Here is an 18,308-nt window from a genome sequence, read left to right on the forward strand (position 1 = left end):
GTCGATGCAGGAAATGCAGGAAAATTCTGCAGCAGCCCTCGCTTTGCTAAAAGCTTTGGCCAATGAGCATCGATTGATTATTTTGTGTTATCTGGTTGAACATGAATATTCAGTCGGGGCACTCAATCAATGTGTCGATCTCAGCCAGTCGGCTTTATCTCAACATTTGGCATGGCTGCGTCGGGAAGGCATCGTTAAGACGCGTAAACAAGCGCAGACAATCTACTATTCGATTGCCAGCGATAACGCAAAAGCCATTTTAGAATTACTTCACCGACTTTATTGCTAAGACAACTCAATCTTGCGTATATAGCAGATACAAAAAAACCGGCTGAAGCCGGCTTTTTGTCGATCAAAAAGCTTACAGCGCTTTGATCTGAGCGTTCAAGCGACTCATATGACGAGCTGCTTTGTTTTTATGGATCAGCCCTTTTGTTGCGGCACGATCCAGAACTGACTGCGCTTGTTTTAAAGCGCCTTGCGCTGCTTCTTTATCGCCGGCTGCAACAGCTGCAACTACTTTTTTCATGTAGCTACGCATCATGGAGCGGCGGCTAGCATTGTGCTTACGGCGTTTTTCAGCCTGAAGAGCACGTTTTTTAGCTGACTTAATATTAGCCAAGGTTTACTCCCGAACTCGAATCTCTTAAAGGCCGTGGAATATGCCTTTTTTCTCGTGTGATGTCAAACAAAATTTAACCAAGCTGCATCATCTGTTATTTCTTAACGCACAAGGTTAAACTGGGGCGCAATTTTAGCAGCTTCTGGCACCTAAGTCATGGCTGATTCTTGAGGTAACCGCAAATTTGAGTAGAAAATTATTAAAATCTGGCGCAATTGTCAGTTCCATGACATTAATTTCGCGCATGCTGGGCTTAATTCGAGATGTTGTTGTTGCCAACTTGTTAGGTGCTGGCACTGCGGCTGATGTGTTTTTTTTCGCCAATCGTATCCCTAATTTTTTACGCCGGTTGTTTGCTGAAGGTGCCTTTGCTCAAGCATTTATTCCGGTTTTCACCCAATATAAGCAGCAAGAGTCTGAGGATGAACTGCGCGAGTTGGTTGCTCGGGTGAGTGGCACGTTAGGGCTGATTGTAACGATTGTCACTTTCATCGGGATACTGGCCTCTCCGGTTGTCGCAATGATCTTCGGGACGGGGTGGTTTATCGATTGGTTACATCATGGTCCTGATGGGCATAAATTTGTACTTGCTTCGTTGCTATTAAAAATCACGTTTCCATATTTGTGGTTCATTACTTTTACGGGCATGGCCGGGGCGATTTTAAATAGCTTTGGTCGTTTTGCGGTTGCCTCGTTTACTCCTGTATTTTTAAATGTCGCCATGATTGGTGCTGCCCTTTATTATGCGCCTCATCTAGCTCAGCCAGAGGTCGGGTTGGCTTGGGGGGTATTTTTCGGTGGGCTGTTACAATTTTTGTTTCAACTGCCATTTTTATTACGCCTTAAAATGTTGCATTGGCCTCGTTGGGGCTGGAAACATCCAGGTGTGATGAAAATTCGTAAACTGATGTTGCCGGCATTATTTGGTGTCTCGGTGAGCCAAATTAATTTGCTGTTCGATACCTTTATGGCCAGTTTTTTAGTCAGTGGTTCGATTAGTTGGTTGTATTACTCTGATCGTTTGCTGGAGTTTCCTTTAGGGTTGTTTGGAATTGCGATTGGCACTGTCATCTTACCGAGTTTGTCTGAGCGTCATGTGGATAAAAACCCGAAGGAGTTCGCTCGCACGATGGATTGGGCGGTTCGTATGGTTGGGTTGTTAGGGATCCCGGCGATGTCTGGGATGATTATTCTCTCGACTCCGATGTTGCGGGTGTTATTTATGCGCGGCGCTTTTGATGCGAGTGATGTACATCATGCGACTTATAGTTTGGTCGCTTTTTCCTGTGGTTTGCTCTTTTTTATGCTGATCAAAATTTTTGCGCCGGGTTTTTATGCTCGTCAAGATACTCGAACGCCAGTGCGTTATGGGGTGATTGCCATGGTGACTAATATTGTTTTAAATGGGATTTTTATCGTTCCCTTTGGGTACATTGGCATGGCCATGGCGACTGCGTTATCAGCACTTTTGAATGCTTGTTTGTTATATCGGGGGTTAGTGAAAGCTGGGGTGTATCGCATTAGTCGTTATAGCTGGCTCTTTTTGGCTCGGGTGGCTCTGGCGAGTATTATTATGGCTGCTGGACTTTATTATTTTTTACCCTCTTGGAATAACTGGATCCATTTAACGTTTTTACATAGTTTGTATTGGCTGGTCGGGGGAATTATTGCGGCGATTGTAGTCTATGGGGTATCTCTGGTAGCCTTGGGCGGAAGATTATCCCATTTGAAAAGCTCCAGCGGGGCTGTATCTGACGAATAAACAAGCTATAATTCGGCGTTTAGCGTCGCTTGATTGGGCTGTATTGATTGATGAAATTGATCCGAGGCATAAACAATATTCGAGCTGAACATGCGGGTAGCGTGTTAACTATTGGTAATTTCGACGGTGTCCACCGTGGTCATCAGCAGGTAATTACGCAATTATTGGATAAAGCTCGAGTCGCAGGTAAAAAAGCAACTGTCATGCTTTTTGAGCCGCAGCCTATGGAATTTTTTGCACCGGACCGGGCTCCGGAAAGGATCAGTTCGTTTCGAGATAAGTATTGTCAGCTTGCGGCACTTGGTGTTGATCAGCTGCTTGTGGTGCGTTTTTGTCAGCAGTTTTCTTCCTACAGCGCGGAACAATTCATCGAACACTTGTTGGTGAACAAATTAGCGGTGAGCCACTTGGTGATCGGTGATGATTTTCGCTTTGGTCAGGCCCGGCGAGGGGATTACGACATGCTCTGCAACGCTGGTGAAAAGTATGGGTTTTCAGTCCAAAATACCCAGTCGTTTTGTCAAAAAGGGCTGCGTGTGAGTAGTACGGGGATTCGTCAGGCATTGCACGATGGCGATTTTGACCGGGTCAGCCAATGGATGGGCCGTCGTTATCAAATTAGTGCCAAAGTCAGTTATGGGCAGCAGTTGGGCCGAACATTGGGGTTTCCAACTGCCAATTTACGATTGCCTAGAGGCTCAAGCCCGTTGCGCGGTGTGTATGCTGTGCTGGTGCGTCGAGTCGGCGAGAAAGATGTGGTTTGGCCCGCGATTGCAAACCTTGGCAAGCGACCGACAGCAAATGGCCGGGAGCTGCTTTTAGAAGTACATATTCTCAATCAAAAGCTGTCGTTATATGGGCAGCGCTTAGTGGTTGAACCACTTTGGAAATTAAGAGACGAAATAAAATTTGATTCGTTGGATTCGCTAAAAACACAAGTTAATGCGGATATCCGACGGGCAAGAATTTGGTTTAATAACCAAGATTATCTAACTGGAACTGTGGATCGATGAGCGATTATAAAGATACGTTAAATTTGCCAAGCACTGATTTTCCGATGCGAGGCAATCTGGCAAACCGTGAGCCAGCCATGCTGCAACGTTGGCAGGAAAAAGGGTTATATCAGGCTATTCGGGCCGCCAAAAAAGGGAAAAAATCATTTATTTTGCATGATGGTCCTCCCTATGCGAACGGCAACCTTCACCTAGGGCATGCGGTTAACAAAATCTTAAAAGACTTCATTGTCAAATCGAAAACGCTCTCTGATTATGATGCCCCTTATATTCCCGGTTGGGATTGCCATGGATTGCCGATTGAGCTTCAGGTTGAGAAAAAGGTGGGTAAACCTGGCCGCAAAGTGAGCGCCGCTGAGTTTCGTGAAAAATGTCGTGAGTATGCCGCTAAACAAATTGATGGCCAGCGCAAGGACTTTATTCGGATGGGAGTGGTCGGTGATTGGCAAAATCCTTATCGAACCATGGATTTTAAGACCGAAGCAAACACCATTCGCGCATTGGCTAAAATTGTGGATAACGGTCACTTGTTACGTGGCTCTAAACCGGTGCATTGGTGCTTAGATTGCGGTTCAGCATTGGCTGAAGCTGAAGTTGAATATGAAGACCGTGAAAGTTTTGCTATCGATGTGCGTTTCCCCGCGGCAAATCCGGCTGAGTTAACGGGCAAATTCGGCACAACTGTAGGAGAAGGTCCAATCTCTGTTGTGATCTGGACTACGACGCCTTGGACTCTAGCCGCTAACTGTGCGGTTTCAGTCAATGCTCAGTTAAGTTATGTATTGGTTGAATTGAGTGGTCCTGAAGGGATTGAACGAATAGTTTGCGCTGAAGATTTACTTGAGCCAATGATGCAACGAGTCGGTATTGAAGCCTACAAAGTGTTAGGTTCATGCATGGGGCAAGCGCTTGAGTTGCTGCAATTAGAGCATCCATTTAACGATTATCAAGTGCCTATTATCTTAGGCGACCATGTAACGACTGAATCGGGGACTGGTTGTGTGCATACTGCTCCAGCACATGGTCAGGATGACTACATTGTTTGTCAGCAATACAATGTGGAATCCCGAGATATTGTAGGTCCTACCGGCGTTTATTTGCCTGGGACCCCGTATTTTGAAGGGATGCATATTTTCAAAGCGAATGATGCCATTTTCGATTTGCTGCGCGAGAAGAAGAATTTATTCTACTTAGCTAAAATTGTGCACAGCTACCCACATTGCTGGCGCCATAAAACTCCGATTATCTTCCGTGCGACGCCGCAATGGTTTATCGGTATGGATAAAGCTGGATTGCGTGACCAAGCCTTAAGTGAAATTGAAAAAACTCGCTGGATCCCTGCTTGGGGACAAAATCGAATTGAATCGATGGTGGCTAATCGTCCAGACTGGTGTATCTCTCGTCAGCGTACTTGGGGAACGCCTATTACTTTGTTCGTTCACAAAGACACGAACGAACTCCATCCTCGCAGCGTTGAGTTGATGGAAGAAGTGGCTAAGCGTGTTGAAGAAACCGGTATTCAAGCATGGTTTGATTTAAGTGAAGAAGATTTGCTCGGTAACGAAGCCAAAGACTATCGCAAAGTTCAAGATACTCTGGATGTTTGGTTTGATTCCGGTTCAACGCATTTTAGTGTTGCCAGTGAACGGGAAGAATTGGCCGGTCATGATATCGACATGTATTTGGAAGGCTCTGACCAGCATCGTGGTTGGTTCCAGTCTTCATTGATGATTTCGACTGCGATCAATGGCCATGCACCCTATAAGCAGGTGCTCACTCATGGGTTTACTGTGGATGGTGAAGGGAAGAAATTCTCGAAGTCACTGGGCAACGGGATTGCACCACAGGATATTTGGAACAAGTTAGGTGCTGATATTCTGCGGTTGTGGATTGCTTCAACTAACTATACGGCAGAAATGACGGTTTCTGATGAAATCATCAAACATGCCGCCGATGCGTATCGTCGTATCCGTAATACTTCGCGGTTTTTATTGGCTAACTTAAGTGGTTTTGAACCCACTGCCGATATGGTTGCTACCGATGATATGGTGGCGCTGGACCGCTGGATGGTACAACGTGCACTGGCAACTCAGCAGACCATTATTGAAGCCTATGAAAACTATCAATTTCATGTGGTTTACCAGACACTGATGCATTTCTGCTCAATTGAGCTAGGTAGTTTTTATCTGGATATTATTAAAGACCGCCAGTATACCGCTAAGACCGATGGTCATGCTCGTCGTTCCTGTCAGAGTGCCTTGTTCCACATTGCTGAAGCGTTGACGCGTTGGATTGCCCCTATCTTGAGCTTTACCGCCGATGAAATTTGGCAGGCTTTGCCGGGTGAGCGTGATGAGTTTGTCTTCACTGGAACTTGGTATGAAGGCTTTGGCTGTCAAACAGATAGTCAGGCAGACAGCTACTGGCAGGAGCTTCAAAAGGCTCGTGATGAAGTGAATAAAGTTCTCGAGCAAGCCCGTAATGAAAAACAAATTGGTGGGCAGCTTGAAGCCAAAGTCACTTTATTTGCATCAGGTAAACTCAAAGCGGATCTGGAACGTTTAGGGAATGAGTTACGCTTTGTTCTGTTAACCAGTGATGCGTCGGTGGTTGATTTGGCGCAGGCCCCAGATAATGCGCAAGATACTGAACTTGATACACTTAAAGTGTTAGTAGAAAAAGCACCGGGTGAAAAATGTGAGCGCTGCTGGCAGCATCGTACGGATGTAGGCGCTGATCCTGAACATCCGAGTTTGTGCGGCCGTTGTGTCACTAACGTAGCAGGCGCTGGTGAACAGCGCGAATTTGCTTAAATGGCCCGCGTCAATGCATTGCGCTGGCTATGGCTCAGCGCTGTGATGTTGCTGATCGATCAGATCAGCAAACATATCGTGGCCAGTTCTATGGCTTTGTTTCAGTCTGAGACTGTGACGAGTTTTTTTAATCTGGTCTATGTGCATAATTATGGAGCTGCGTTTAGTTTTCTTGATTCTCAGGGCGGAATGCAGCGCTGGTTTTTTAGTGCCCTGGCGGTGGTGGTCTGTTTGGTCCTAGTTTGGTGCTTGAAACGGATGAGAGAACCTCAGCCGCTGAGTGCCGCTGGATATGCATTAGTCATTAGTGGGGCATTGGGAAATGTCATAGATCGCTTGCTGTATGGTTATGTGATTGATTTTCTTGATTTTCATTATGGTAGTTACCATTGGCCTGCATTTAATGTCGCCGACAGTTGTATCTGTATTGGGGCGGTGTTACTGATCCTCGACAGCTTTATTCACCCTAGCAAACGCCCCAGTAAGGAATCGTCATGATTGAGAAAGGCTCGAAGGTATGTCTGCATTTTGTGCTGGTAAAAACAGACGGGCAGGTCGTTGAATCGACCTATGAGCGAGGGAATCCTGTTGATATCACGATTGGTGATGGTCATCTTCCAGAAAATTTTGAGAGTCATTTATTCGGCCTTAATGCCGGGGATAAACAGCAGTGGGAACTGAGCCCTGAGCAGGCATTTGGAAAGCACTCAAACGAACGGTTAAGTTATTTCACTCGAGACCAATTTCCATCTGATGAAACGCTGCAAACCGGTATGGTGATGGGATTTTCACAGCCAAACGGGGCTGAGTTGCCAGGAATTATTCAGGCCATTGAAGGTGATAGTGTGACTGTCGATTTCAATCATCCTTTAGCAGGAGAGCCAATTATTTTTGCGGTTGAAATCATCTCTTGTGATGCACCTGTGCGGAGGTAAAAGTGGAGATAATTTTAGCAAACCCACGTGGTTTTTGTGCTGGGGTTGATAGAGCTATTTCTATCGTCGAGCGTGCTCTAGAATTATTTGAAGCCCCCATTTATGTGCGCCATGAGGTGGTTCATAATCGCTTTGTAGTCGATGGGCTGCGTCAGCGCGGGGCGATTTTCGTTGATGAGCTCGATGAAGTACCAGAAAATGCTATTTGTATTTTTAGTGCGCACGGTGTTGCGCAGGCAGTCCGTCGAGAAGCCAAAGCACGGCAACTGAAAATTTTTGATGCCACCTGTCCTTTGGTGACGAAAGTTCATATGGAAGTGACGCGAGCGAGTCGGCGCGGCACCGAGTGTATCCTAATTGGTCATCATGGCCATCCTGAAGTCAATGGCACGATGGGGCAGTATGATAACCCTGAAGGCGGGATTTATCTGGTTGAGACGGTTGATGATGTTGCTCAATTGGTGATTAAAAACCCTGATAACCTATTTTACTGCACGCAAACGACGCTATCTGTGGATGATACTGCTGATGTGATTGATGCGCTGCGGCAACGCTTTGTTAATATTCAGGGACCGCGTAAGAATGATATTTGCTATGCCACGCAAAATCGTCAGGATGCGGTCTCAAATTTGGCTAGAAATGCGGATGTGGTGCTGGTTGTTGGTTCAGCAAATTCCTCTAATTCAAATCGCTTACGTGAAAAAGCAGCCCGTTTAGGAACGCCTGCGTATTTGATTGATAGCTCCGAAGATATTGATGCCCAATGGTTTAACCAAGACAGTAAAATTGGCGTTACCGCAGGTGCTTCGGCGCCCGAAGTTTTGGTAGAAGATGTGATTAGCCGTTTACAGGAACTGGGCGCAACTACTGTGAACGAAGCGGTGGGGCGAGAAGAAAGTATTGTCTTTGAAGTGCCAAGCGAGTTGCGAATCATTTAAGTGGTTCTGCCTAAGAGATAAAACCAACCTCCTCCGGGAGGTTTTTTTATGCCTATGCCAAGAGTATTTTTGACATTAATGATAAAAATATTAATAATTAATAGTCATTTTAATATGAACATTGTTGTGAGAAATCTTGGGTTTAGTCTGGTTGAGGTTTTGATTGCGGGCATGTTGTTAGCGGTAGTGATGACTGCTCAAGTTCAGTGTGTGCAAGCGATGTTAGTGAGCCAACGCAGCGATGAACAACTACAAGATATTGAGGCGATAAATCAATCAATTTTAGCGTTGGCCATTGCCCAACATGCTCACTGGCGGGAGAGAGGGGCTTGGCATTGGTATTATAATTTGGATAAAAGAGTCATTCATGACTCGCGTTTTGCCAGTTTAGTAGAAGTGATTCAAGAACAAAAACTGGCTGTGAATGATTTTTCGGTTACCTTGAATGTCAACTCATCCGGCTTGGCTCACTGGACCATTCGCTGGCAAAGTAATATATGTCTAAGTCGCTGTGTGTCCCGAAGTCTATCCCGCCAATTACAGTTGATGCCATGAAACAGATGCAATCGCGAGGATATTCCTTAGTCGAGGTTATGATTGCCTTGAGTTTGGCTCTGCTGATTTTAGCCGGTGGGTACCACTGGTATCTGAATTTGCTGGTGCAGCAACAACGAATTGTGCAATACGCTAATATTCGCCTGCGTGGAGAGGCTGCGGTGAATCTTATTGCTTATTCCATTACTAATACTGGCTCCTGGGCAGGACTGAATGACCTATTTAATGAGAAGACGCTTGTCGGGCTTAATCAAGATTTGTGTCAACTTGCACAATTACCCGTTATATCCGATGAGGATGGTTTTGCCGCTGTTATAGAAGCCTTTGCTGTTCCTTCAAATACCAGTCAAATGGGTTGTATAGGAACACATACTCACCCACTGTTATCTGGCTCGCCTGTGATACAGCTGCGCGAACTGACAGGTCCGGTGACAACCAAACCGGATAAAGGCGTGATTTGGCAAAAGACTCAAAGTAATGGTGCTGTGAATTATTGGGCTTATCAGAGTGAATGGTTTTTTTTAGTACACGATGGTAAAAAAATCGGCTTGATGCGCCTATATGCAGATGCGGATGGAGTGAAAGGGGCAACAGGAGGTGTTTTAATTCAAGCGATCACACAGCTTAATATGCAATTTGGATTGTGTTCAGCAAGTGGGGAACTTACCTGGGTCGCATTATCCCAGATGGATAGGCAGAGCTGGGTAAAAGTGAGAATGATCCATTTAGGATTGCTGGCGCAAGCGTTGAACCCTGATCCGAGTTATCTAAATACTAACCAGTATACATTGGCAGGTAAGAGAGTTGGCCCATTCAATGACCATTATCGGCGCATCGCATTTAATCAGCTCGTTGCATTATCGCCTGGGGAAGGGCCGTGTTAATCCGTGCAAACTCAGGAATTGTGATGGTCAGCATATTGATTTTGTTGATAATGATGACGATTGCGACACTAAATATCATTGAACTCGGTCGAGAAACAGCGGAGACCGTGACCATGAGTCGAGATAGCAATGTCGCGCGCATGAAGCTAATTAATCAAGGTTCAACTTGGGTTAATCATAATATTGACAGTAATGCCCCGGGACAATGGCTATGTCAAGGCGCCTGTTTCAAAAATAGTCACAAACTATGTGGTGTCTATACCACTCATATTATTATTGGGAATCATCAGCTTAATATAGGAATGATTAAAGCATTGCCTCCCTCATCAGTTGGGATATGTGCCAAAAGTCAGCTGACTCAGCCTGTAGGTCATGTATTATGGATGAATCAGTAAAGAGTTCAGGGTGGACCTTAATAGAGCTGATAATTGCTCTGGCTATCAGTGCACTATTGATGGTGATGGCTCTACCTAGTTATCGTAATTGGCTAGGTGAATATCATCGACAAAAGGCTATTGTGACGTTGTACACCCTTCGCGAGACAATGGAGCAATATTATCTGGACAATGAGCATTGGCCAGATAGTTTAACCGAAATGTCTTTTAGTGCTAGCAGTGTAGTCGGTTATCAATTTGAATTAACCTTGGATAATGACCATCTACCTTCATTAAATGCGACGCCCTTATCACTGCAATTGCAAGATGATCCTCAAGTTGAACAAATTACCATAAAGGTGAATGGACCGTGTAAAGTACTACGTGTAGATGGTTCAGAGACCAGTTGTCAGGGGGCATTGAGTTGATTTTAAATGGAAGTTCGCGACAGGGCTGATGATCAGCGCTTGAGCCTGTTGACCTTCGCAAACATAAAGAGTTTGTTGGTAGCCATAGGCAAATCCACGGCTATTAATTCGGATCTGATTTCGCGATCCTCGAAGAACCACTGCGTGAGGCAACTCAATTGTTTTTAGTAACTTATCATTCTCATTCATCTGCCCGTCGCCGTTGTTATCGATAAAAATATTGATCTGATTTAACCATGAGTGCTGGCAAGTTTGAGTGTCCTTTAAAGAACAGATCTGAACAATACTGTGAGTTTGTAGTGCCTGTAGTTTAGCCCAACCCAAACTGTTGATTAATGACTGAGCCGCTTGTTGGCGTTGCTGGGATTGAATAAACTGACTGTTTGATGACAACGAAAATCGGGCAAACAGAGCTACCAGAGAGGTTGCTATCAGCATTTCGGTTAATGAGAGCCCGGATATTTTTATTGGTTTGGCAATATGTTGTTTGTGATGGGTGCAGTACATAGCATATAGTATAAACGACTGGGTGTAATTTATATTGTTAATTATATTAATAAAAATCAATAGCTGTTTATTGCATACAGCTGCTTTTATTGACATCGAGATGTTAGACAAGTGAGGGAGCAAGATGAAACAGGTCGTTGCAATTATTAAACCTTTTAAAATGGATGATGTTCGAGAAGCATTGGCTAATGTCGGTATAACCGGGATGACAGTGACAGAAGTGAAAGGATTTGGACGACAAAAGGGTCATACAGAGCTCTATCGCGGTGCTGAATATACAGTCGATTTTCTACCCAAAGCAAAAATTGAAATGGTGGTTGAGGATGATGATGTTGAGCGTTGTATAGAAATTATTACGCACACAGCTCGGACTGGTAAGATCGGTGATGGGAAAATTTTTGTTCTGGAAATACAACGCGCGATGCGGATCCGCACGGGTGAAATGGATCAAAGCGCAATTTAATATAGTGGCGATGGTTCGAGCGCAGAACCATCGCCGCCCGTAGGTCTTTAAGAAGCGGGTTGGGCATCCAATACTGTTTGGCTACGTTGAGCCAGTTGCGGTAAGCCTAACTTTTTATATCCTTGCACCATCACTTTGAGCGCTGCTTTGGTCTGAGAACTCTTAGGGTAGGTGGTTAAAATATTCTTAGCCCGGTTAATTGCCGCTAAATAAGCTTCTCGCTTCATATAATAGTGAGCAATATCAATCTCGTGGCGAGCTAACTTATCTTCTAATGCGATCATTCGTTTTCGAGCATCGGCTGCATATTTGCTGTTTGGATAGTGCTCGAGGATAATTTTAAAATCTTTAAATGCCGCTTCTGAATAACTAGGGTCACGGCTGGCACGATCTATCCCTAAGAGCGACTGCATAAAATTATAGTCGGCCGCTATATTGGTCAGACCTCGCATATAATAAACATAATCAAGCGACTTGCTGGTTGGATTATTGCGAATGAATTGGTCAATATTAGCCAAAGCTTTTTCAGTCTCGTCGCGCTTGTAATAGATGTAAATCAGTTTGAGTTGGACTTGTGTTGCATAAGGACCAAAAGGATAACGGTTATCCAGAGCCTCAAAATATTGTTCTGCTCGTTGGTAATCGCTGACAGATAAAGCTTCTTGGGCATCTTTATAGAGTTGAGCGGCCGGTTTATCTGGGACGGCAGGTTTATCATGAGTACTAGAACAGCCAGTTAATAGCGCTACGCAAAGCGAAAAGCTGGCAAAAATATGACTATAACGCATAAGCAGAATGGGAGTTTCCTAAATAACAATGTACATAAAAATTAAAGTATCCTTTATGCTTTTCCAAAAGAAAAGCTAAAATACCCAACTTTGCTAAATTAGCTATTTAAATCACAAGTGGTTGCTATGAGTCAACAGATAGAATTACAGGCCAACGTTACTGAAGAGCATGCCGGAATGCGCCTTGATCAGGTGCTTTCGGAGCTTTTTAGCGATTATTCTCGTTCACGTCTTAAAGAGTGGATTATTCAAGGGCAGGTCTATATCGATGGCCGAGTGGCAGATAAACCACGTGAAAAATTGCAGGGCTGTGAAACGCTCACTCTGAATGCAATTATTGAAGATGTCATTGATTGGCAACCTGAACCCGTTGAGCTGGATATTGTCTATGAAGACGATGATATTTTGGTGATCAACAAGGCGGCCGGTTTGGTCGTGCATCCTGGTGCTGGTAATCACTCTGGCACTATTCTTAATGGGCTTTTATATCATTACCCGCAAAGTCGTACTTTGGCCAGAGCTGGGATTGTGCATCGATTAGATAAAGATACGACTGGCTTGATGGTCGTGGCGAAATCAGTTGCCGCTCAGACTCATTTAGTTGATGCATTGCAAAAGCGGGAAATTACCCGTGAATATGAAGCGATTGCCATTGGCTCTATGACCGCGGGTGGATTGGTCGATGAGCCTATTGGGCGGCATAAAACCAAACGCACCCAAATGGCGGTTGATCCTTTTGGGCGGCCAGCGGTGACACATTATCGCGTTGCTGAGAAATTCCGTCAGCATACTCGATTACGGTTGCGTCTTGAAACCGGACGGACCCACCAGATCCGCGTACATATGGCTCATATTGGTCATCCTCTGGTTGGCGATCCCGTTTATGCGGGGCGGTTACGTTTGCCTAAAGGGGCCAGTGATGAACTCGTGCAAGTTCTGCGTGGTTTTCAGCGCCAAGCTCTGCATGCGGCAATGTTGCGGCTAGCTCATCCGATTAGTGGTGAAATGATGCAGTGGCAAGCTGAGGTTCCCAGTGATATGGTGAAAGTTGCTGATGCATTGCGTCGAGACAGTGAGGCGCACGACTGGCAAATATAAGTATTAAGGGGTAAATCATGGCCGTTTATAATATAGAATCAGTCTTCCCTGATACCGTTAAAGCGGTCTATACAGACCGCTTGTCTGGCTATAGCCAAGAACCTTATGAGAGTTATAATCTTGGTTCTCATGTGGGGGATGTTAAAGAACATGTAGCCCGTAATCGACGTGATTTCGCCAGCTATCTGCCGAGTATGCCCTGTTGGCTTAATCAGGTTCATAGCATAAAACTGGCCGATGCCGGACTTTGTAAAGAAGGTGTGGAAGCCGATGGTAGCTATACACGAGGGCGAAATATTCCTTGTGTCGTGATGGTGGCTGACTGCTTACCTATTCTATTAGCTGATAAACAAGGACGAGCTGTTAGCGCTGTGCATGGTGGATGGCGAGGTTTGGCGGGAGGTATTATCGAACATGCCGTAGCCAAGTTAGGTTGCCCTGCCAATGAGTTAGTGGCTTGGTTAGGACCTGCTATTGGTGCTGATGCGTTTCAGGTTGGCCCGGAGGTCTTCACTGCGTTTACCAAGCTGATGGGCGATACTGCGCAAAATGCTTTTCAAGCGGATGGTGATCGCTATTTAGCTGATCTTAAATTGTTGGCTCAATTACAGTTGAATCAGCTAGGTGTTGAACACGTTACGATTCATCCAGCTTGTACCTATCATGATTCCACTCATTTCTTCTCCTATCGGCGAGATGGGCAAACCGGTCGGATGGCAGCAGCTATCTGGTTGGAATAATTCTTGCGTTTACTCTTGAATGTTATCCCAATTGCACCCACATCAATAGTAAATTGATTAAATGGTCATTGATGTGGAGGCGTTATGCGCTTAGATCGATTCACCAGTAAATTCCAATTGGCGATCTCGGACGCCCAGTCGTTAGCTTTGGGCCGAGACCACCAATACATTGAGCCTGTCCACCTGATGGTGGCGTTATTAAATCAAGATTCGGGATCAATTCGCCCCATCTTGTTAGACGCGAGTATCGAAGGCAGTGCACTGCGTTCGAAATTGAATAAAGAGCTAGAAAAAATACCCCAAGTTACTGGTATTGGGGGGGATATTCAATTATCGAATGGGCTCATTTCATTGCTTAATATGTGCGATAAAATTGCTCAGAAACGCAAAGATAAATACATTTCATCGGAAATTTTTCTATTAGCGGCGATTGATGATAAAGGTCCGCTAGGGGAAATTTTACGTGAAGTAGGGGCCAACAAAGGCAAATTAGAGAAAGCGATTGAAAAAGCGCGTGGTGGCCAAAAAGTTGATGATCAAAATGCTGAAGATCAACGCCAGGCATTGGAAAAATATACTGTCGACCTGACTGAACGTGCCGAACAAGGCAAACTAGACCCAGTAATTGGCCGTGATGATGAAATTCGGCGTACCGTACAAGTTTTGCAGCGGCGAACTAAAAACAACCCCGTTTTGATTGGTGAACCGGGGGTGGGTAAGACCGCTATTGCCGAAGGCTTAGCCCAACGGATTATCAATGGCGAAGTTCCTGAAGGACTTAAACATAAACGAGTGTTGGCTTTGGACATGGGCAGCCTCATCGCTGGTGCTAAATATCGCGGGGAATTTGAAGAGCGCTTAAAAGCAGTGCTGAATGAACTCTCAAAAGAAGAAGGGCAAGTCATTTTATTCATCGATGAATTGCACACGATGGTCGGTGCCGGTAAAGGCGATGGAGCGATGGATGCTGGTAACATGCTGAAACCGGCATTGGCTCGAGGAGATTTACACTGTGTTGGCGCAACCACATTGGATGAATACCGCCAGTATATCGAAAAAGACGCGGCATTAGAGCGGCGCTTCCAAAAAGTGCTGATTGAAGAGCCCAGTGTTGAAGATACCATTGCGATTTTGCGGGGTTTGAAAGAGCGCTACGAATTACACCATTCAGTAGAAATTACCGATCCAGCCATTGTGGCTGCGGCGAATTTATCGAACCGATATATTTCTGACCGTCAGCTGCCGGATAAGGCAATTGACTTAATTGATGAAGCAGCTTCTAGCATCCGGATGCAAATTGATTCGAAACCTGAAGAACTCGATCGATTAGACAGACGTATTATTCAGCTGAAACTAGAGCAGAATGCCCTGCAAAAAGAAGAAGACCCTGCTAGCCAAGGGCGACTTGCGAAAATTGAAGAAGAGCTCAAAGAGCGTGAAGAAAAGTCTCGTGAACTTGAAGAGGTCTGGAAAACTGAAAAAGCTGCACTGTCTGGAACGCAGCATATTAAATCCGATCTCGAACAGGCTCGTCTGGATTTAGACGTTGCTCGTCGGGCGGGTGATCTTAATCGCATGTCAGAGTTACAATATGGCCGAATTCCTGAGTTGGAACGGCAATTAGATTTAGCCTCTCAGGCAGAAATGCAGGATATGACATTATTACGGCATAAAGTCACAGAAAATGAAATAGCCGAAGTGCTCTCTCGTTGGACCGGTATTCCTGTAAATAAAATGCTTGAGGGTGAACGGGCCAAACTGTTGCGGATGGAAGAAGAATTGCATCAGCGAGTGGTGGGCCAGAATGAAGCGATTAATGCAGTGGCGCATGCCATTCGGCGTAGCCGTGCTGGATTATCCGATCCGCATCGGCCGATTGGTTCATTTCTATTCCTGGGACCAACAGGGGTCGGTAAAACTGAATTGTGTAAAGCGTTGGCAGAGTTCATGTTTGATACCGATGAAGCGATGGTGCGTATTGATATGTCTGAGTTTATGGAAAAACATTCTGTTGCTCGCCTTGTCGGTGCTCCCCCCGGATATGTTGGTTATGAAGAGGGCGGCTATTTAACCGAAGCCGTCCGTCGTCGCCCATATTCCGTAATCTTACTTGATGAAGTCGAAAAAGCGCATAGCGATGTATTTAATATCCTGTTACAAGTGCTTGATGATGGGCGATTAACCGATGGACAAGGGCGTACGGTTGACTTTCGCAATTCGGTGATCATTATGACTTCGAATCTAGGCTCGGACATTATCCAAGAAGGCTTTAATGAATCAAGCTATAGCCAGATGAAGTCGGTGATTATGGGGGTCTTAACTAGCCATTTCCGACCTGAGTTTTTGAACCGTATTGACGAAACGGTTGTCTTTCATCCACTGGACAAAGATTGTATTCGTCAAATTGCGAAAATCCAGATTGATGGTTTGATGCCACGTTTACAAGAACAAGGCTTTACGGTTTCGATCTCTGATAAGGCCTTAGATAAACTGGCGAATAATGGCTTTGACCCAGTTTATGGCGCTAGACCATTAAAACGTGTGATTCAAAATCAACTCCTGGATCCAATGGCTGAAGGGCTGCTATCTGGTTCATTCACGCCAGAAAAACCACTGAAAATTGATGTCAGTGGCGACAAACTGACCATAAATCAGTGAGCATCGAAAAACGGGAGCGAGATTTAAGCTCCCATTTTCATTTTAAAATTATCCTTAAATTTTTGGTGCTCTTGTTCAGTGAGCTGCAGATAATGCTCTTTCTGTTCTGGCGTAAGTAACTGACAGATTGATGTATGCTTTTGCTGAGATATGCCTCGTAGCTGTTTGTACATTTGCCGTGCCGAAAGATCTTGGCTAAATAATTCATCAGAAGATGCAATATAACGCGCTTCAACCTTTTTTAGCGCGTCCAGTTGCACTGATGTTAACTTGAGCAACGAGGCTAATTGTTCTGATGTCATAATGCACCTTTAGCGAACTTTTATTACAGTATAGTAACTTTTACTTAATAGACACCAATTGATAAATGACAATATGAAACGATGTAAATTTATGACAGTTATGCTATTTTACTCGTCATTTGACAAGCTCCCCAATCTCAAGATTTAGGTTAAATATATGAGTGAAATGAAAAATAACAACTCAGCAAAAGCTCGGGGAATCTATCTGTTGCCGAACCTTTTTACGACAGCGGCTTTATTCTCAGGGTTTTATGCTGTTGTAGCATCAATGAATGGCCGATTTGAATCGGCAGCGATTGCCGTTTTTGTCGCCATGATTTTTGATGGGTTAGATGGGCGTATTGCTCGCATGACGGGTACCGAGAGTTCGTTTGGTGTTCAGTATGATTCACTGTCGGATATGATCTCATTTGGTATTGCACCATCACTCGTTTCGTATAACTGGGCTTTGCATGACTTGGGCAAAATTGGTTGGTTAGCTGCCTTCATTTTTGCTGTTAGTGCAGCGTTGCGACTGGCTCGTTTTAATACTCAGGTGGGGAAAGTTGATAAACACTATTTCCAGGGACTGGCAAGTCCATCAGCAGCCGGGATCGTCGCTGGAATGGTTTGGCTTGGACAAAATTTCGGTTGGGATCCTGAACAGTTACATTCGCTACGATATGTGGCGGCTATCTTGACGGTTTGTTCGGGACTTTTGATGGTATCGAATTTTAGATACTACAGTTTTAAAGGTGTTGATCTTAAAGGCAAGGTGCCTTTCGTTGTGGTACTTTTGATAGTCTTAGGTATCGTTGTTGTTGCGCTACGCCCGGCATTAGTTCTCTTTTGTGTATTTACTATTTACGCCATATCAGGGCCTGTTTACACCATCCGCACGGTTCGTAAGCTCAAAATGAAACATGTAGTGGGTGAAGATGATGACTCAGATGATGAATTTGATGCTGAGACAGAAAATAAAGAGCCAGAAAATAAAGAGACAACTCAAGAACCGCTGAATGTGACCGATCTTGAAAATACAGATGAAAAGAAAAGCTAACGCAACTGGCTCTACTTGCGTGATGAAAAAGCCACCGATTGGTGGCTTTTTTAGTCTAAAAAGACGCAAAAGAAGACTGTTTGTATGAAAACTCAGCGAACGATTGTATTTTCTCTATAAAATCACAAAAATCGCTTGCGTAAAACTGCCGTATCCCTATAATGCACCACCACTGATACGGCACACCGCTTCAACGGTTGCTCTATCAGGGTTTCAGCCGGGTTTATCGCGGCAGAAACGGAAAGCAAAAAACGAAAATAATCGTTGACAGACTTTCCGCTGATGCGTAAGATGCGCATCCGCTTCAACGGCAAAGTGCTGAAGAGGCAACGTTCTTTAACAATCTATCAAGCAATCTGTGTGGGCACTCACAGAAGATGATTTGCAAA

General features: G+C 44.8%; 20 protein-coding genes. 16 read left to right on the top strand and 4 right to left on the bottom strand.

From position 1 onward, the window contains the following. Positions 1-13 precede the first annotated feature (13 nt). The gene (locus EV690_RS15565; RefSeq protein ID WP_207907530.1) at positions 14-289 is read left to right on the top strand and encodes an ArsR/SmtB family transcription factor; all 276 of its coding nucleotides are present in this window, start codon (positions 14-16) and stop codon (positions 287-289) included. 72 nt (positions 290-361) lie between these two features. On the opposite strand, the gene rpsT is transcribed toward EV690_RS15565, so the two are convergent. Then, positions 362-622, bottom strand: a complete 261-nt coding sequence (gene rpsT, locus EV690_RS15570) for a 30S ribosomal protein S20 (protein ID WP_131913928.1) — start codon at positions 620-622, stop codon at positions 362-364. Between the two features lie 184 nt (positions 623-806). Between rpsT and murJ the strand changes: the two genes are divergently transcribed. The 10 genes from murJ (at position 807) to EV690_RS15620 (ending at position 10,324) form a co-directional block, all read left to right on the top strand. Then, positions 807-2,384 (top strand): murein biosynthesis integral membrane protein MurJ, encoded by a 1,578-nt coding sequence (murJ, locus tag EV690_RS15575; protein ID WP_131913929.1) that lies wholly within the window; start codon positions 807-809, stop codon positions 2,382-2,384. A gap of 50 nt (positions 2,385-2,434) precedes the next feature. Next, positions 2,435-3,397: a bifunctional riboflavin kinase/FAD synthetase gene (gene ribF, locus EV690_RS15580; protein WP_131913930.1), complete on the top strand. Its 963-nt coding sequence runs from the start codon at positions 2,435-2,437 to the stop codon at positions 3,395-3,397. Beyond that, positions 3,394-6,210, top strand: coding sequence for an isoleucine--tRNA ligase (gene ileS, locus EV690_RS15585; protein ID WP_131913931.1), 2,817 nt, complete (start codon positions 3,394-3,396; stop codon positions 6,208-6,210). The genes ribF and ileS overlap by 4 nt, the downstream gene beginning before the upstream one ends. Beyond that, on the top strand, positions 6,211-6,708 hold the full coding sequence (gene lspA / locus EV690_RS15590) for a signal peptidase II (RefSeq protein WP_131913932.1): 498 nt from the start codon (positions 6,211-6,213) through the stop codon (positions 6,706-6,708). Next, positions 6,705-7,145 (top strand): FKBP-type peptidyl-prolyl cis-trans isomerase, encoded by a 441-nt coding sequence (gene fkpB, locus EV690_RS15595; protein ID WP_131913933.1) that lies wholly within the window; start codon positions 6,705-6,707, stop codon positions 7,143-7,145. Before lspA ends, fkpB begins: the two co-directional genes overlap by 4 nt. 2 nt (positions 7,146-7,147) lie before the next feature. After that, complete coding sequence (ispH, locus tag EV690_RS15600) at positions 7,148-8,083, top strand: 4-hydroxy-3-methylbut-2-enyl diphosphate reductase (protein ID WP_131913934.1); 936 nt, start codon at positions 7,148-7,150, stop codon at positions 8,081-8,083. 114 nt (positions 8,084-8,197) lie between these two features. After that, positions 8,198-8,638: a hypothetical protein gene (locus EV690_RS15605; protein WP_165872778.1), complete on the top strand. Its 441-nt coding sequence runs from the start codon at positions 8,198-8,200 to the stop codon at positions 8,636-8,638. Beyond that, on the top strand, positions 8,581-9,522 hold the full coding sequence (locus EV690_RS15610; RefSeq protein ID WP_131913936.1) for a PilW family protein: 942 nt from the start codon (positions 8,581-8,583) through the stop codon (positions 9,520-9,522). The genes EV690_RS15605 and EV690_RS15610 overlap by 58 nt, the downstream gene beginning before the upstream one ends. After that, positions 9,516-9,917, top strand: a complete 402-nt coding sequence (locus tag EV690_RS15615; protein ID WP_131913937.1) for a hypothetical protein — start codon at positions 9,516-9,518, stop codon at positions 9,915-9,917. Before EV690_RS15610 ends, EV690_RS15615 begins: the two co-directional genes overlap by 7 nt. Then, the gene (locus EV690_RS15620; protein ID WP_165872779.1) at positions 9,902-10,324 is read left to right on the top strand and encodes a type IV pilin protein; all 423 of its coding nucleotides are present in this window, start codon (positions 9,902-9,904) and stop codon (positions 10,322-10,324) included. The genes EV690_RS15615 and EV690_RS15620 overlap by 16 nt, the downstream gene beginning before the upstream one ends. Here the strand turns inward: EV690_RS15620 and EV690_RS15625 are convergent. Beyond that, the gene (locus tag EV690_RS15625) at positions 10,292-10,831 is read right to left on the bottom strand and encodes a GspH/FimT family protein (RefSeq protein WP_165872780.1); all 540 of its coding nucleotides are present in this window, start codon (positions 10,829-10,831) and stop codon (positions 10,292-10,294) included. The genes EV690_RS15620 and EV690_RS15625 overlap by 33 nt on opposite strands. Positions 10,832-10,955: 124 nt before the next feature. Here EV690_RS15625 and EV690_RS15630 point away from each other — a divergent pair, with 124 nt between their 5' ends. Beyond that, positions 10,956-11,294 carry a P-II family nitrogen regulator gene (locus EV690_RS15630; protein ID WP_131913940.1) on the top strand — a complete coding sequence of 113 codons (339 nt, stop codon included), beginning with the start codon at positions 10,956-10,958 and terminating at the stop codon, positions 11,292-11,294. A 47-nt stretch (positions 11,295-11,341) separates the two neighbouring features. Here EV690_RS15630 and EV690_RS15635 read toward each other — a convergent pair whose 3' ends face one another. Beyond that, complete coding sequence (locus tag EV690_RS15635; RefSeq protein WP_131913941.1) at positions 11,342-12,082, bottom strand: outer membrane protein assembly factor BamD; 741 nt, start codon at positions 12,080-12,082, stop codon at positions 11,342-11,344. 126 nt (positions 12,083-12,208) lie between these two features. On the opposite strand from EV690_RS15635, the gene rluD reads away from it, so the two are divergent. From rluD to clpB, 3 genes are all read left to right on the top strand, one after another. After that, positions 12,209-13,180, top strand: a complete 972-nt coding sequence (gene rluD / locus EV690_RS15640) for a 23S rRNA pseudouridine(1911/1915/1917) synthase RluD (protein ID WP_131913942.1) — start codon at positions 12,209-12,211, stop codon at positions 13,178-13,180. Positions 13,181-13,197: 17 nt separating this feature from the next. Then, the gene (gene pgeF / locus EV690_RS15645) at positions 13,198-13,920 is read left to right on the top strand and encodes a peptidoglycan editing factor PgeF (protein WP_131913943.1); all 723 of its coding nucleotides are present in this window, start codon (positions 13,198-13,200) and stop codon (positions 13,918-13,920) included. 84 nt (positions 13,921-14,004) lie between these two features. Continuing rightward, positions 14,005-16,578, top strand: coding sequence for an ATP-dependent chaperone ClpB (clpB, locus tag EV690_RS15650; protein WP_131913944.1), 2,574 nt, complete (start codon positions 14,005-14,007; stop codon positions 16,576-16,578). Positions 16,579-16,601: 23 nt separating this feature from the next. Here clpB and EV690_RS15655 read toward each other — a convergent pair whose 3' ends face one another. After that, the gene (locus EV690_RS15655; protein WP_131913945.1) at positions 16,602-16,880 is read right to left on the bottom strand and encodes a hypothetical protein; all 279 of its coding nucleotides are present in this window, start codon (positions 16,878-16,880) and stop codon (positions 16,602-16,604) included. Positions 16,881-17,037: 157 nt separating this feature from the next. On the opposite strand from EV690_RS15655, the gene pssA reads away from it, so the two are divergent. Further along, positions 17,038-17,919, top strand: a complete 882-nt coding sequence (pssA, locus tag EV690_RS15660) for a CDP-diacylglycerol--serine O-phosphatidyltransferase (RefSeq protein WP_131913946.1) — start codon at positions 17,038-17,040, stop codon at positions 17,917-17,919. Positions 17,920-18,308: the final 389 nt, after the last annotated feature.

It is taken from the genome of Celerinatantimonas diazotrophica (assembly GCF_004339545.1).
Lineage (GTDB): Bacteria > Pseudomonadota > Gammaproteobacteria > Enterobacterales > Celerinatantimonadaceae > Celerinatantimonas > Celerinatantimonas diazotrophica.